We start from the raw sequence: 13,678 nt of genomic DNA, 5'->3' as shown, positions 1-13,678 counted from the left end.
CTGATGGAACTGCTGCAGGCGCTTTCCGAATGGCCGGTCGCAGCCGCTCTCCGGCGGTCCACCATCGCCTATCTGCTGGTCAATGCGGCGCATGTCTTCTCGATCGGATTGCTCGTCGGCTCGATCGTGACGCTTGATCTGCGCATTCTGGGGCTGTTCAAGCGCTATCCGATCGCCGTCCTCGGTCCGCCGCTGTCCCATATGGCGGCGGCGGGCCTGGTCCTCGCCATCCTGACCGGCATCCTGCTCTTCACCGTTCGGCCTGTCGCTTACGCGCAGAACAGCGCGTTTCTTGCCAAGATCGCCCTGGTGGGGCTCGGCGTGGCCAATGCGCTCTTAATCAACCGCAGCCGCCGATGGAGGCTTGCTGTTGCCGGCGGTGATGTGTCGGCACAGGTCCGGCTTGCGGCGCTCATCTCGATTACGCTCTGGGCCGGCGCCGTCATTGCCGGCCGCTGGATCGGCTTTCTCTAGAGTTTGTCAGAACTGGCTTGAAGCGACGCCTGTCTGGTCGTCATTCTCGGGCTTGTTCCGAGAATCTACCGCAGCTCAACCTGTCAGGACGGTAGTCGCTTATCTTTTTCTTATGGCAGATTCTCGGGACAAGCCCGAGAATGACGACAGGATTACGCGCGTTCTCTTGTCTGCGTTTCAGTTGAGTTCTGACACATTCTAGCTTCCAGCGCCGCACAGCCCCAGATCATGCCGATCAGGAGATAGAAATGCCGCCAGTGGTCGGTATCGATCACATTGCCGACCATCACATGCGTCAGGTAGGCCACATAGGCGCAGACGAGATAGGGCTGCCAGGGCCGGTTGCGCAGGAGGATGCGAAAGCCGAGACCAATGGTCAGCATCGTCATCGTCAGGAAGGCGGCGAAGCCGAGCCAGCCATAGTCGAGCGCCGCCTTCAGCCAGACATTGTGCGTATCCTCCCCGTAGATCGGCCCGAATTCCAGCGGGCCTATGCCGAGCGGATGCTCCGCGGCCAGCACCAGGCCGTACCAGTGGCGCGCGAAGCGGCCGATCCGGTCGGCGTCATAGGACTGCACCAGTTGCGCGCGTTCTGAGAAGAGTTCCGCCACGCGCGGTATCTGCAATGCGGCGACGATGGCGAGGCCGATGATCACCAGCGCCAGGGCAGCGAGGATGATCAGCTTCAAGCGGAACTTGTTGCTGGGGTTCTGGACGGCGAGGATCAGCGGCAGCAGGATCATCACCACCGCCAGCATTCCCCATGCGGCGCGCGAAAACGATAAAAGAAGCCCCAGCACCAGAACGAGAAGCGGGACGATGTGCATGAGCAGCACGCGCGGCTTTCCCGTCAGTATCCGGTAGATGCTCCATGTCGCGGGCAGGATCAGGAACGGCCCGAAGACATTGGGGTCCTGAAACGCCCCCTTGGCGCGCCCGTAGAGCGTGAACATCTCGGCCCCGGGGAATGCGTTGAAATAGCCGAGAATGCCGCAGACAGACGTGAGGAAGGCGGCGAGATAATAGGCGTGGAAGATGGTCGCCAGCCTGCGGTAATCGGCTTCGACGATGGCGGTGAAGAAGACCGCGGTGAACGCCAGGAAGAGCGATACGGCGATATAGAGCGGCGCGTTCTTCAGATCAGGCATTTGGCTGGCCGAGATCACGCCGCCGAAATTGAAGACCACCAGCAGCGCCAGAAGCACCGCGGCGGTGCGCGATATCCTGAGGCCGAACAGCGCCCAGACCGCGATCAGCCCTGCCATAAAGAGTTCGTAAGGCGCCGGCTCTTCGATCACGAAGCCGGAGAGGAAAACGCCGAGGCCGATCGCGGCTTTCGAGATCAGCCGAATGAGCGCCCGGTTGACCGCCGCCCGGTCGGGCGCGGGTCGGGATTGCGGGTCATCTTCGGCGATCGCGCTCAATAGGCGTTGTCCGTGTTGAGAAGGCGGATCGGGGTCAGGAACAGGATTTTCAGATCGAACCAGAGCGACCAGTTCTCGATATAATAGAGGTCGAACTCGGTGCGCATCTTGATCTTTTCGGCATTGTCGATCTCGCCGCGCCAGCCATTGATCTGCGCCCAGCCGGTAACCCCGGGCTTCACCTTGTGGCGGGCGAAATAGCCGTCCACCACCTCGTTGTAGAGCACATTGTGCGAATGGGCGGCGATGGCGTGGGGACGGGGCCCGACGAGCGACAAGGTCCCCATTAGCGAATTGAAGAATTGCGGTAGTTCGTCGATCGAGGTCTTGCGGATGAAACGCCCGACCTTCGTGACCCGTGGATCGTTCTTGGTCACGGCCATCTTGGCGGTGGGGTCGCATTGCTCGATATACATCGAGCGGAATTTCCAGACCTTGATGATCTCGTTGTTGAAGCCGTGCCGCTGCTGCTTGAAGATGACAGGTCCCTTGCTCTCCAGCTTGATGGCGAGGGCCGTCAGAAGCATGATCGGCGAGAAGACGATGATCCCGATCAGGCTGAACACGATGTCGAAAGCGCGCTTGGCGACCGAATCCCAGTCGTTGATCGGCTTGTCGAAGATATCGAGCATCGGCACCGCGCCGATATAGGAATAGGCGCGCGGACGGAAGCGGAGATGGTTGGTGTGCGCCGATAGCCGGATATCGACCGGCAGCACCCATAGTTTCTTCAGCATGGAGAGAACGCGCGCTTCCGCCGTGATCGGCAGCGACACGATCAGCATGTCGATATGGGCGATCCGGGCGAATTCGATCAGCTCCGAGACATTGCCGAGCTTCGGGTATCCCGCGACGATGGGCGGCGAGCGGCGGTTGTCGCGGTCATCGAAGATGCCGCAGATACGGATGTCGTTATCGGGCTGCTGCTCCAGCGAGCGGATCAGCTCCTCGGCGTTCTTGCCGCCGCCAACAATCACGGCGCGCCGTTCCATGGTGCCGTTGCGTGCCCAGCCGCGGATCTTGCGCGCGATGACGAAGCGCAGCACGACAAGCAGCGCCAGGCCGGTGCAGAACCAGGTGACGAACCACAGGCGCGAATATTCCTCCGAGATTTTCAGGAGGAAACCGGCCAGCGCCAGCATTGCGAAGACGCCGATCCAGGCCAGCAACTGGCGTCCGAGCTGATGCGCGGGATGGCGCAGCGCCATGATCTGATAGCCGTCCGTCATCTCGATCAGGAGCACATAGAGCAGCGCTCCCGCCAGGATGACCATCGGATAGACGAAGGCGAGATGCGTAGCGAGCCCGACATAGACCGCGAAGATGACGAGGCCGGAAATGAGCACGATGCCGAATTCGGCCATGCGCATGAGGCCGCTCACCATCACGGGCGAAATGGTGTCGCGGCGATACTGATGGGCGACCTGGCTTGCGATCGCATTGAGCTTGACGGGCTGTGACGCCTCGTTTCCCGGCTCGGTCTGGCTAGGCCGGGTGATGGCTTCCCTCCTGAAAGGTCCGCCGGAATCTTGACTGTTCATTGTTGTGCGCCTCGCCCGAAGATCGCAGAAATATCGTGCTTTATATTAGGCTATCAGCCACTAAGAAAGGCTTGATGTCAGGCCTTTCCGAGCGTCGCCTTGTAGACGTCCTCGATGGCCTGCGCCATCGCTTCCGCACCGAAGCGCTGGCGGATATCCCTGTGGTCGGGCATTTTCCTGGCGTAGGCCGATGGATCGGCGGCGGCCTCCGCCATCTTTTCCGCGAGCGCCTGCGTGGTCGGGGCGACCAGCGCGGATGGATCGCCGGCAAGGATCTCGGGAATGCCACCGACGCGGGTGGCGATAACAGGCTTGCCTGCGGCAAGCGTCTCCAGAACGATATAGGGCATGGCCTCGGCGCGGGACGGGACGACCACAATCCGCCCCAGGCGGAAGGCCTCGCGCACCGGCATGGGGTCGCAGAACGTGACCCGGTCGGCAAGCCCCAGCTCTTTGGTCATCCTGATATAGCGCGGCTTGTCCGCGCCGTCGCCCACCAGAACCGCTGAGAGCCGGCGCTTGATGAGGCGCTCCGCCTCGGCGATCGCGCCGATGAAGATATCCGGGCCCTTGAGGTCGCGCATCATCCCGACATAGAGGAAATCGGCGGCGTCGGCGGCAGCTTCGACCTTCTCGAAATCCGCCTCCGTCAATCCGTTGTAGATGACGACATCAGGGCATTTCGGAGCGCCGAGCTTCTGGATATAGCTGTCGCGCTCATATTGCGAGACGAAGATGATGGCGTCGGTGAGCGGTTCCATCATGCGTTCGGCGGCAAAGACGAGCTTTCCCTCCCACTCGTCCTTGCCGAAATGCAGGCTACCGCCATGCGGTGAATAGAAACGGGCTACGCGAGACCTGAAAACCCGTAACACTGAGCCGAATATGCGCGAGTAGACGCCGCCCTTGGCGCCGTGCCCGTGCAGGATGTCCGGCCGCAATTTCCTGATGATCCCATATGTTCTGATGCCGGCGAGAAGGTCGCCCGGCCCGACATGGCGCTGCATGGCGATGCGGTGCACGCCGAGCGCCAGCTTGTCGCGTATGCCGTCGAACAGGCGGTCCTCATAGTCTCCGCCCGTCGACGAATCGCAGATGATGCCGATCTGGTGTCCCGCCGCCGATTGCGCCGTCGCCAGATCCCGCACATGGCGGAAGATGCCGCCGACGGGCGAGCGAAAGCAGTGAACGATGCGTAAGGGCCGGAATGCGGGCTCATGGACCATCGATCACGCATCAGAACAGGCGTTCGCGAACATAGATCGTATCGCCGGGCAGGAGGGGATCGGTAATGAGGACGCGCCCCGTGAGGATCTTGCCGTTGAGCTGCCTGGTGATGTCGACATCGGCCTGGTTGGCGCGCGGGCTGAAGCCGCCGGCCGCGGCGATGGCCTTTTGCGCGGTCATCCCCGGCACGTAGGAATATTGCCCGGCGGCGCCCACTTCACCCATGATGAAAACAGGCCGGTAGCGGTCGATCTCGACCGAGACGTCGGGATCGCGCAGATAGCCGTTGCGCAGCTTGGCGGCAATCGCGGCTTCAAGCTGCTGCAGCGTGCGGCCGCGCGCCGGCACCTTGCCAACAAGCGGGAAGGCGACATAGCCCGAGGGATCGACGCTATAGGTATTGGTGAGGTCCGCCTGTTCGAAGACGGTGATGCGCAGCCGGTCGCCGGCGTCCAGCATATAGGGCCGGTTGAGCGCCTCGTGGAAGGCGGCGGGCGCGGGACGATAGCTGGAGCATCCGCTGCTGGCGAGAAGGGCCATGCCGAGAGCTGTCAGGAAAATACGCCTTGTCTGCACCGCTTGTAACCTCTGTCGCTGCGCCGGTTTCTTTCTCAAAGGGCTGTATTGAGCAGACCAATGGATACGCGATCCGCACGCTTGATATGGATGCCGTTATCGAATGGTTAGGGTTAATGACGGGTAAAGACGGATCCTGAAATTCCGACTTTTTTGAAAGCAGGGAAGGGAAGACGGCGGCCTGTTAACCGCTCGCTAATATCCGATAATATTTGCCTAACAGTGGCTTAACGCGATGGTTACCATGTCCGTTTACCATGCTGGGGATTGGTATGGAGTAGATTGATGTCTGGCGCAGGCTCCGTTGGAAACGATGTCGATATAGATCTGGGCGCTCTCTTTGGCAGCCTCCGGCGCCACTGGCTGTTCATTCTGGCCGGTGCGCTGGTCCTTGCGGCGCTCGCCCTGTTGTTCTGCCTGCTGTCGACGCCCGAATACCGCGCCGAGACGCGGATTCTGATCGAAACGCGCGAATCCGTCTTCACCCGGCCCAATGGAGAGACCGCCGCCGACCGCCCGGTCCTCGATCAGGAGGGGGTAAAGAGCCAGGTGGAGGTCATCACATCCTCCGACCTGCTGAAGAAGGTAGGCGCCAGCCTCAAGCTTGCCGAGACGGATGAATTCGGCAGGCCCTCGCTTCTTTCGCGCGGGCTTATCGCGCTCGGGCTGAAGCCGGATCCCGCGAAGATCGGCGGCAACGAATACATGCTGCGCGAAATGCGGGAGCATCTGCAGGTCTATAATGTCCCTGATTCCCGCGTCATCGTCGTGCAGTTCTCGTCGGAGGATCCGGCGCTGGCGGCCAAGGTTTCCAATGCCATCGGCGATGAATATATCGCGCTCCAGCGCGCCGCGAAGCTGCAGTCGACCGACGATGCGACGGGCTGGCTCGAACCGGAAATCGCCGATCTCACCAAGCGGGTGAAGGACGCCGAGGCCAAGGTCGCCAATTACCGCGCATCCTCCGATCTGCTGGTCGGTCAGAACGATTCGCCGATCGCCAACCAGCAATTGTCCGATATCTCGTCGGAGCTCTCGCGGGTGCGCGCCAACCGGGCGGCAAGCGAGGCGAGGGCGGCGAGCATCCGCGCGGCGCTCCAGACCGGCGCGGCGCTCGATACGGTGCCGGATATCGTGTCCTCGGGACTGATGCAGCGCCTGCGCGAGCGCCAGATCCAGCTGAATGCCCAGATCGCCGATCTCTCGACCTCGCTTCTCGATGGTCATCCGCGCATCAGGGCTCTTCGCTCGCAGCTTTCCGATCTCAACCAGCAGATCCGGGCCGAAGGCCGCAAGATACTGGAAAGCCTCGAGAACGAGGCGTCGCTCGCAAAGTTGCGCGAGGTCGAGCTGACGCGCGAACTCAACACCATGAAGGCCCAGGCGGCCCGCGCCGGCGACCAGGAGGTGGAACTGAGGGCCCTGCAGCGCGAGGCGACGGCGCAGCGCGAATTGCTGCAGACCTATCTGACGCGCTACCGCGAAGCCGCCTCGCGCACCGACCGTAACTACCTGCCGGTCGACGCCCGGGTCTTTTCACGCGCCGACACGCCGGCAGAACCCTATTTTCCCAAAACCCTGGCGATCGTCAGCGCGACCTTCTTCGCCGGCCTGCTCCTGCTTTCGATCTTCGTTCTCCTGCGCGAGCTCTTCAGCGGACGCGCCATGCGGCCGGTCGAGGGCGTCGCGCAGGCGCCGGCAAACGAAATCCAGATGCCCGCAGCGGCCGCCGAAGCCGCGGAGCCTGCTTCCGAAGGCGCCGTGACGGAGGAAAAGACCGCTCCGCGTCCATCATATGCAGCGCCTCCGCCCGCATCGGTGGAGACCATCCAGCAGATCTATGACAGCTACACCACCCTCGGCGAGGATGTTCCCGAAAATCCGCACAGCGTGCATGCCGTCGCCTCGCGGTTGATCGAACTTGGCATGACGCGCGGCCTCGTCGTATCGCCGGAGGGCGACGACGGCTCGGCCGCCTCGGTTCATCTGACCCGCGAGCTGGCGGACAGGAAGCTGCGTTCGATCCTGATCGACATGACGGGTACGGGCGCCATCAGCCGGGCGATGCTCGACGGCAAGGAGATGGCCGGCATTACCGATCTCCTCGCATCGGAAAAGCAGTTCACCGACGTCATCCACAGCGATCACTATTCGGACGCGCATGTGATGCCACTCGGCCTTGCCGATCCCGAGCGCGCCATGCGCGCCGTCGACCGGCTGCCGATCATCCTCGATGCGCTGGAGGCCGCTTATGACGCCGTCATCGTGGAATCCGGCCCGTCCACTGCCGAGAACGTCAAAAGGCTGATCGGCACCGCGACGCAGGTCATCCTGAGCGTGGTCGACCCCGACAACAATGCCGTGGCGCTCTCCGCGCTCGACCTTGACGAGAACGGGCTCGACGACGTGCTCATCCTGATGGGCGCCGAGCCCGACGTGCCGACGCCGCCCTCCGGAGGCGAAAAGAAATCGGGCTCGCAACCAACTTTGTGAGCGAATTTACTAGAGATGCACGGCATTTTCACGTACAATATCCGGGAAAGGAAAATGCCGTGCCAGCCATATCCAAAAGCAAGCGTGAACTGAAGACGGATCGAATCGAGCTTCGGGTTTCGCCGGCAGCCAAGCAGCTTATCCAGCGGGCAATGGCTGTGTCGGGCCTGACCGCCGGCGATCTTGCCTTTGAGGCCGCGCGCCGTGTGCTGGATGAGCATGAGCGGATCGTGCTGAGCGGAGAGGATAAGCAGGCTTTTCTGGACGCTCTGCTCAATCCGCCGGAGCCGACGGACAAACTCGTCGCCGCCTTCAAGCGCCATCGCGAAATTACCAGGCCGCAGTGAGGATCGTTTTCCAGCCGCTCGGCAAGCACCATGATCGGGCGCGGTTTTCGAGTGGCCAACCGGCCCTCGACGACTGGTTCCATGAGCGAGCAAGCCAGGACGAGAAACGCGGCATCGCCCGTACATTCGTTGCCTGTGATGATGAACTTGGCGTTGTCGGCTTCTATTGCATCAGTTCTCTCTCGGTGGGGTTCGATGTGATTCCGCCGGAGATATCCCGCAAGCTGCCGCGTTATGATGAGATCCCGGCTGCATTGATCAGGCGGCTGGCGCGTGACGCGCGGGTTCGCGGCGAGGGAATTGGCGAGTTACTGCTGACCGACGCGCTGCAACGGATACTTGGCGCGAGCAAGACGCTGGCCTCATTCGTCATCATCGTTGATGCCAAGGACGATAAGGCGGCGGCTTTTTATGCCGGTTTTGGCTTTCAGCCATTTCCGACGCGGCCGAAACGGATGTTCATCTTGAGATCGGTCGTTGCGGCGGCGCTGGAGCGGTCTTTGTGATGCAAATGCAGCGCGTATTCAACGGCTTTTGTGTCCTAGCCATCCCCGCAGCTTCTTGGCCGCGGCCCACGCCCGAGGATTGTTCTTGATCGCGGCCGCGGCGACATTGCGCAGCCGATAGGCCGCGACGTGCGCGCGGCCCTTCAGCGTGAAGCCCGCCATGCAGTCGTAAAGCGGTTCAACGATATCGCACCAGTCGCGCTTGTAGGGCTCGTCGCCTATGCCGAAGCTATAGACGGCGATGCCGTCGCGGCAGGCTTGCATGATGTCCTCGAAGAACAGGAACTCACCCGGGCTCGCCGAAACGAGATCGTCCTCGGCGATGCCGCCGAATTCCACCGTCAGATCGCCTGACCAGTAGGATTTTCCGATGATGGCGCGCAGGATTCCTGCCACTTCCAGCGCCTTCATCTCGAAAGTTGCGGGCTTTTTGCCCGCCGCTTCCCCGAACAGCGCGCGGAAGAAATCCCGCACGCCTTTGTCGGCGAAGACATCGGTAATACCTGTCTTGGCGAAGCGCTCGGCCTTCATCGCGAAGAAGCGGTCGAGCATGGCGATCGTGTCGTCGGCGGTTGAGGCCGTGACGATCCGGTAGCCGCCGGCTTCCTCGTAGCGGCGGGCATGCTGCCGGTGCTTCTTGCGCTTGCGCTTGGCGTTGCTGCGCTCGAGCACCGCATCGAAGCCGCATGAGAGCGAGGCTGACAGCACCGGATTGGGGTTCAGCGTCTTGTCGAGATGGAGCAGGGGATTGCCGATCCCGTGGAGACGATCGACCTGTCTGGCCAGCAGCAGCGCGTCGATATCGGGCCGCGCCGCGTGAATGGCGCGGGTAAGCCTACGGATATCGCTCTGGCCGATCCTGCTCGCAGCCCCACGCGCCAGGGCGGGAAAATTGCAATTGGCATGGGTGCCGCCGGGAAAGCGCGCCAGCCGGATCGAGCCGGATTTTACAACTTCGAGCGGGAGAAGCAGGACGGGCGTCTCTGTTTCATAAAGTGCGGCGACGAAGCAATCCGCGTTGGCATGGGCCTGCCAGTTACGCACCCACGCCCCCGATTGCGGCAGTCCCGCGAGATGACCGGGCATCCGGTCCCAAAGGGCGAGGGCGGCGCTGATGTCGCCGAGAATACGAGGCGATAGGCTCTCAATCATTCCGCACCCTCCCGATTGCCCGCTCAATGAATCCATAGAGGCAATTGGTGAACGAATGATCGATCAGCCGTTTTTTTCGCGCGGCGGCTTTTCCATCCACCAGATGATCCACATGGCTGGAAGCACCCAGAGAATGCCGGTGAAGAGGAAATAGGCAAGATGCACCCAGCCGCTCGACTGGCCGAGATGGGCGACCGCGACGATCGTGGCGACAAGCGCATAGATCGAGACCAGCGCCACCAGCAGAAATGTCCCGATCAGTTTCTTCAGCCTTACCGGCATCGGCATCTCACTTTCATTTGGAGCTTAACTAACGCTTCGAAGGTGAAAGGAAAAGAGGGAAAGCAGGAACCGGTCATCACTTCTGGACCGTTATAGCAATGGCGATATCGAGGCATGGATTCCTGTGACGAGCACAGAAATGACGCAGTTTGTCTGCCCCTCGGCCAATCGTCGGAGGCGAAGCCCGCTCATCCCGTCATGCCAGTGCTTGTCACTGGCATCCATGCCTCAACGCTGCCACAGCCGCTGCTCGGAAAATGAAACGCGACGGCGTGTCGCGCGGTATCTCCTTGTAATGCAGGCAGGGATGCGGCACCTATCCGCCCTTGGAGCATGATCCCGAACCGAAGGTCAGCGTCAGCAAAAAGTTGCAGACTTCCAGGTAAGATCATGCGGCTAAAAAAGAATGCGCGGAGTGGATAGATGGCGACAACGGCGATGGGCGGCAATCTTGTTTCAACAACGGAGCAGGAAGACCGCAACCGGCGCGCCGTGCGCTATTGGCTCTACCTGGTATTCGCGGTCCTCGTCGCCATCGTCATGGTCGGCGGCGCAACGCGCATGACCGGCTCCGGTCTTTCGATCACCGAGTGGAAGCCGATCCACGGTGTCATTCCGCCACTCAATCAGGCGGAATGGCAGGAGGAATTCGAGAAATACAAGCAGATCCCGCAATATGTCGAGATCAACAAGGGGATGACCCTCGACGAGTTCAAGGGCATCTTCTGGTGGGAGTGGGCACACCGGCTCTTGGCGCGCGGCGTCGGCTTCCTGGTGGCGATTCCGCTCGCCTTCTTCTGGTTCACGGGCAGGCTGCAGCGTGGGCTGAAGCCGCGCCTCCTCGGCATCCTTGCGCTGGGCGGCCTGCAGGGCGCGATCGGCTGGTGGATGGTCGCCTCCGGCCTCAGTGAGCGCGTCAGCGTCAGCCAATACCGGCTGGCAATCCACCTGACGCTCGCCTGCATCATCATAATAGCCGTGTTCTCCGTGGCGCGCGGGCTCGTGACCTATAGCGAACGGCCCGCTGAACGTTCCATCCGCCGTTTCGCCGGCTGGATGGTCGTGGCTGTTCTCGTGCAGATTTATCTGGGCGCCCTCGTGGCCGGGCTCCACGCGGGCCTCACCTACAACACCTGGCCGCTAATGGACGGCGCGATCGTCCCATCCGACCTTTTCATCCAGTCGCCCTGGTGGCGCAATCTCTTCGAGAACCCGAAGACCGTGCAGTTCGTCCACCGCATGTTCGCCTATACGGTGCTGGTGCTGGCCGTCCTTCACGCCGTCCAGGCCTGGCGGATTGCGCCTGAAACCACCCATGCGCGCCGCACGATCGTGCTCGTCGGGCTGATCGTGGTGCAGGCGGCGATCGGCGTGATGACGCTTCTCCTGAACGTGCCGATCCATTGGGGCCTGACGCATCAGGCCTTCGCGCTGGTCGTCCTTGCCTTCGCCGTGGCGCACTGGCGTGCGGCCAAGGGGACCTATGCGGGATAGGTCGACACGTAGAGAGCGTGACTTAGTGTTTGTCAGAACTAGCTTGAAGCGCCGTCCGTCCGATCGTCATTCTCGGGCTTGTCCCGAGAATCTGCTGCAGCCTGATCTGTCAGGACGGTAATTATTCTCTTTTTTTCTTATGGTAGATTCTCGGGACAAGCCCGAGAATGACGGCGGGATAATGGGCCGCGTTCTGCTAGCGTTTCAATTAAACCATGACAGACTCTAAGGATATACATCAGGACCGGTCCGTCTTGCCCGGCATTTCGCCGGAGCGAGGGAAGTCAACCTCGATATCTTCGATGACCGGCGGCGAGCCGAGGCCATCGATTAAACTTTGCTGCTGGCCAATGTTCTGCGGATAGGCAGATAGCCGCAGCCCGCGCAGCGCGGCGGCGATTTTCAGTTCCCGCGCTTCGTCTTTCTCATTGCCGTCCTCGCGATGCCATGCGGCGGAAAGGCAGCCATAGGCGAAGGCATAGTCGAGGATGAAGGCGGGGTGCCGGTTGATAACAGGCGCAAAATGCTCCGCCATGCGCTGGGCACGCTTCAAGTCGAGGCAGAGATCTTCCCGATCGAGCGGATTATAGAAGATATTGGCCGCGTCGAACGCCGCATCGCCCACCAGCCCATGTGGATCGATCGCCAGCCAGCCGCGCGGGCTCCGGATGATATTTTCGTGGTGGATGTCGCCATGCAGCGGTATCGCCTCATGCGGCGTCGCAAGGAGGCGTTGGGCGAGCGCCGTGGCTTCGGCATAAACAGGCTTTTCGCCCGCCACCGCGAACAGACCGGAAAAGTGCTTCTCCAGCGGCTGCAGATCGGCGGGAATGGGCGAGGGGGAGGGCGTGTGCAGCGCGGCAAGTATCTGTCCGAAGATTTCCAGGCATTCCGCGTCCTTGCCGGCGTCGAGATGCTCTTCGAGGTGATAGCTGCCCGCATATTCGAGCAGCATCGACGTGCCCTTGAGATCGTATAGGCGGGCGGCACCATGGCCATTCCGCCAGTCAAGATAATGCGCGCCGCGCAGCTCCTCCATTCCGGCGGGTTTCAGCTTCTTGACGACCAGCGGAACACCCGGATGATCCAGGCTCTCTACCTTCCAGATATGGCTCGAATGCGTGTCGGCCAGCGGCTCGAACGAGCCGATATTCCATTCGGGCGGAAATATCGGCTGCGTATCCATCAGGCCTTCCCGAGCATCAGGTTCATGTTCTGCACGGCAGCACCCGAGGCGCCCTTGCCGAGATTGTCGAGGAGCGCCACGAGATTGGCCTGCCCGTCGCCTTCCGTGCCGAAGACGAAGAGCTTCATCCGGTCGCTTCCCGCCAGCTCCTCGGCGTCGACGCGCGGAAGCTTGGCGCTTTCCTCCAGCGGCACCACTTCAACGATGTCCTGCCCGGCATAGTGCTCGGAGAGCACCGCATGAACCTTCTCGAGCGAGGGCGAACCATCGAGCTCGCCCAGGAACAGCGGCACCTGCACGATCATGCCTTGCGGAAAGCGTCCGACGCTGGGGCTGAAGATCGGCCGCCGGTCGAGCCGGCCATGCATCTGCAGTTCCGGCACATGCTTGTGGCGCAGTGGCAGGCCATAGAGGAAATTGTTCGCGGCAAGGTAATCCGGATTATTCTTGTCCTCCATCTGGGCGATCATCTGCTTGCCGCCGCCGGTATAGCCGGAAACGGCGTTGACGCTGATCGGATAATCGGCGGAGAGCAGCCCGGCATCGCGCAAGGGGCGGACAAGCGCGATCGCGCCGGTCGGGTAGCAGCCGGGATTGGCGACGAGCCGCGCCTCGGCAATCCGCTCACGCTGGCCTTTGGCGAGTTCGGCAAAGCCATAGGCCCAGTCGGGGTGCACGCGATGCGCCGTGGAGGTGTCGATGATGCGCGTCGAATTATGTCCTTCGAGCAGCGACACAGCCTCGCGCGAGGCGTCATCAGGCAGGCAGAGAATGGCGATGTCGGCGGCCCGCAGATAGTCGGCGCGCAAATCCTTGTTGCGCCGCTCGGCCTCGGGGATCGAGATCACGTCGAGATCGTCGCGCTCGGCAAGCCGCGTCCTGATCTGCAGGCCCGTCGTGCCGTGTTCGCCATCAATGAAGATCTTCGGTTTCATGCGTCTTGCCTTTAGTCCATGTTTTTCAGAATGATGCGGAA

General features: G+C 61.7%; 14 protein-coding genes. 6 read left to right on the top strand and 8 right to left on the bottom strand.

Annotated elements, in window-relative coordinates:
* Nucleotides 1–3: 3 nt before the first annotated feature.
* A complete protein-coding gene (locus tag ATN84_RS12170; protein WP_068881871.1) occupies nt 4–474 on the top strand; it encodes a DUF6644 family protein in 471 nt (156 codons plus the stop codon).
* A gap of 152 nt (nt 475–626) precedes the next feature.
* Here ATN84_RS12170 and ATN84_RS12165 read toward each other — a convergent pair whose 3' ends face one another.
* From ATN84_RS12165 to ATN84_RS12150, 4 genes are all read right to left on the bottom strand, one after another.
* Nucleotides 627–1,898, bottom strand: a complete 1,272-nt coding sequence (locus ATN84_RS12165) for an O-antigen ligase family protein (protein WP_068881870.1) — start codon at nt 1,896–1,898, stop codon at nt 627–629.
* A complete protein-coding gene (locus ATN84_RS12160; protein ID WP_082766243.1) occupies nt 1,895–3,439 on the bottom strand; it encodes an undecaprenyl-phosphate glucose phosphotransferase in 1,545 nt (514 codons plus the stop codon). Before ATN84_RS12160 ends, ATN84_RS12165 begins: the two co-directional genes overlap by 4 nt.
* Before the next feature lie 77 nt (nt 3,440–3,516).
* Complete coding sequence (locus ATN84_RS12155) at nt 3,517–4,665, bottom strand: glycosyltransferase family 4 protein (RefSeq protein WP_068881869.1); 1,149 nt, start codon at nt 4,663–4,665, stop codon at nt 3,517–3,519.
* Nucleotides 4,666–4,675: 10 nt separating this feature from the next.
* Complete coding sequence (locus tag ATN84_RS12150) at nt 4,676–5,206, bottom strand: polysaccharide biosynthesis/export family protein (protein WP_068882020.1); 531 nt, start codon at nt 5,204–5,206, stop codon at nt 4,676–4,678.
* Nucleotides 5,207–5,232: 26 nt separating this feature from the next.
* Between ATN84_RS12150 and ATN84_RS27245 the strand changes: the two genes are divergently transcribed.
* The 4 genes from ATN84_RS27245 to ATN84_RS12135 all read left to right on the top strand — a co-directional run bounded on the left by ATN84_RS27245 (nt 5,233) and on the right by ATN84_RS12135 (nt 8,588).
* Nucleotides 5,233–5,382 (top strand): hypothetical protein, encoded by a 150-nt coding sequence (locus ATN84_RS27245; RefSeq protein WP_161939568.1) that lies wholly within the window; start codon nt 5,233–5,235, stop codon nt 5,380–5,382.
* A 145-nt stretch (nt 5,383–5,527) separates the two neighbouring features.
* The gene (locus ATN84_RS12145) at nt 5,528–7,735 is read left to right on the top strand and encodes a GumC family protein (protein WP_068881868.1); all 2,208 of its coding nucleotides are present in this window, start codon (nt 5,528–5,530) and stop codon (nt 7,733–7,735) included.
* A 59-nt stretch (nt 7,736–7,794) separates the two neighbouring features.
* On the top strand, nt 7,795–8,082 hold the full coding sequence (locus tag ATN84_RS12140) for a type II toxin-antitoxin system TacA family antitoxin (protein ID WP_068881867.1): 288 nt from the start codon (nt 7,795–7,797) through the stop codon (nt 8,080–8,082).
* Nucleotides 8,079–8,588: a GNAT family N-acetyltransferase gene (locus tag ATN84_RS12135; RefSeq protein ID WP_244491063.1), complete on the top strand. Its 510-nt coding sequence runs from the start codon at nt 8,079–8,081 to the stop codon at nt 8,586–8,588. Before ATN84_RS12140 ends, ATN84_RS12135 begins: the two co-directional genes overlap by 4 nt.
* A gap of 18 nt (nt 8,589–8,606) precedes the next feature.
* Here ATN84_RS12135 and ATN84_RS12130 read toward each other — a convergent pair whose 3' ends face one another.
* Both ATN84_RS12130 and ATN84_RS12125 read right to left on the bottom strand, forming a co-directional pair.
* On the bottom strand, nt 8,607–9,740 hold the full coding sequence (locus tag ATN84_RS12130; RefSeq protein WP_068881866.1) for a GNAT family N-acetyltransferase: 1,134 nt from the start codon (nt 9,738–9,740) through the stop codon (nt 8,607–8,609).
* Between the two features lie 63 nt (nt 9,741–9,803).
* Nucleotides 9,804–10,022: a DUF2842 domain-containing protein gene (locus ATN84_RS12125; RefSeq protein ID WP_068882018.1), complete on the bottom strand. Its 219-nt coding sequence runs from the start codon at nt 10,020–10,022 to the stop codon at nt 9,804–9,806.
* A 423-nt stretch (nt 10,023–10,445) separates the two neighbouring features.
* On the opposite strand from ATN84_RS12125, the gene ATN84_RS12120 reads away from it, so the two are divergent.
* The gene (locus ATN84_RS12120; protein WP_068881865.1) at nt 10,446–11,516 is read left to right on the top strand and encodes a COX15/CtaA family protein; all 1,071 of its coding nucleotides are present in this window, start codon (nt 10,446–10,448) and stop codon (nt 11,514–11,516) included.
* Nucleotides 11,517–11,754: 238 nt separating this feature from the next.
* On the opposite strand, the gene ATN84_RS12115 is transcribed toward ATN84_RS12120, so the two are convergent.
* Together ATN84_RS12115 and argC are read right to left on the bottom strand one after the other, a co-directional pair.
* Nucleotides 11,755–12,702 (bottom strand): aminoglycoside phosphotransferase family protein, encoded by a 948-nt coding sequence (locus ATN84_RS12115; RefSeq protein ID WP_082766242.1) that lies wholly within the window; start codon nt 12,700–12,702, stop codon nt 11,755–11,757.
* Complete coding sequence (gene argC / locus ATN84_RS12110; RefSeq protein WP_068881864.1) at nt 12,702–13,637, bottom strand: N-acetyl-gamma-glutamyl-phosphate reductase; 936 nt, start codon at nt 13,635–13,637, stop codon at nt 12,702–12,704. Before argC ends, ATN84_RS12115 begins: the two co-directional genes overlap by 1 nt.
* Between the last annotated feature and the right edge of the window lie 41 nt (nt 13,638–13,678).

Origin of the sequence: Paramesorhizobium deserti (genome assembly GCF_001558695.1) — a bacterium.
Classification (GTDB): domain Bacteria; phylum Pseudomonadota; class Alphaproteobacteria; order Rhizobiales; family Rhizobiaceae; genus Paramesorhizobium; species Paramesorhizobium deserti.
The sequence above is the reverse complement of the archived record's forward strand: the minus strand, read 5'-3'. Positions and strand labels throughout refer to the sequence as shown.

Bases quoted from the DNA above. Each gene is read 5' to 3' on its own strand.
- ATN84_RS12170 (WP_068881871.1), top strand. From the start codon at position 4: ATGGAACTGCTGCAGGCGCTTTCCGAATGGCCGGTCGCAGCCGCTCTC.
- ATN84_RS12160 (WP_082766243.1), bottom strand. From the start codon at position 3,439: ATGAACAGTCAAGATTCCGGCGGACCTTTCAGGAGGGAAGCCATCACC.
- ATN84_RS12155 (WP_068881869.1), bottom strand. From the start codon at position 4,665: ATGGTCCATGAGCCCGCATTCCGGCCCTTACGCATCGTTCACTGCTTT.
- ATN84_RS12150 (WP_068882020.1), bottom strand. From the start codon at position 5,206: ATGGCCCTTCTCGCCAGCAGCGGATGCTCCAGCTATCGTCCCGCGCCC.
- ATN84_RS12145 (WP_068881868.1), top strand. From the start codon at position 5,528: ATGTCTGGCGCAGGCTCCGTTGGAAACGATGTCGATATAGATCTGGGC.
- ATN84_RS12130 (WP_068881866.1), bottom strand. From the start codon at position 9,740: ATGATTGAGAGCCTATCGCCTCGTATTCTCGGCGACATCAGCGCCGCC.
- ATN84_RS12125 (WP_068882018.1), bottom strand. From the start codon at position 10,022: ATGCCGGTAAGGCTGAAGAAACTGATCGGGACATTTCTGCTGGTGGCG.
- ATN84_RS12120 (WP_068881865.1), top strand. From the start codon at position 10,446: ATGGCGACAACGGCGATGGGCGGCAATCTTGTTTCAACAACGGAGCAG.
- ATN84_RS12115 (WP_082766242.1), bottom strand. From the start codon at position 12,702: ATGGATACGCAGCCGATATTTCCGCCCGAATGGAATATCGGCTCGTTC.
- argC (WP_068881864.1), bottom strand. From the start codon at position 13,637: ATGAAACCGAAGATCTTCATTGATGGCGAACACGGCACGACGGGCCTG.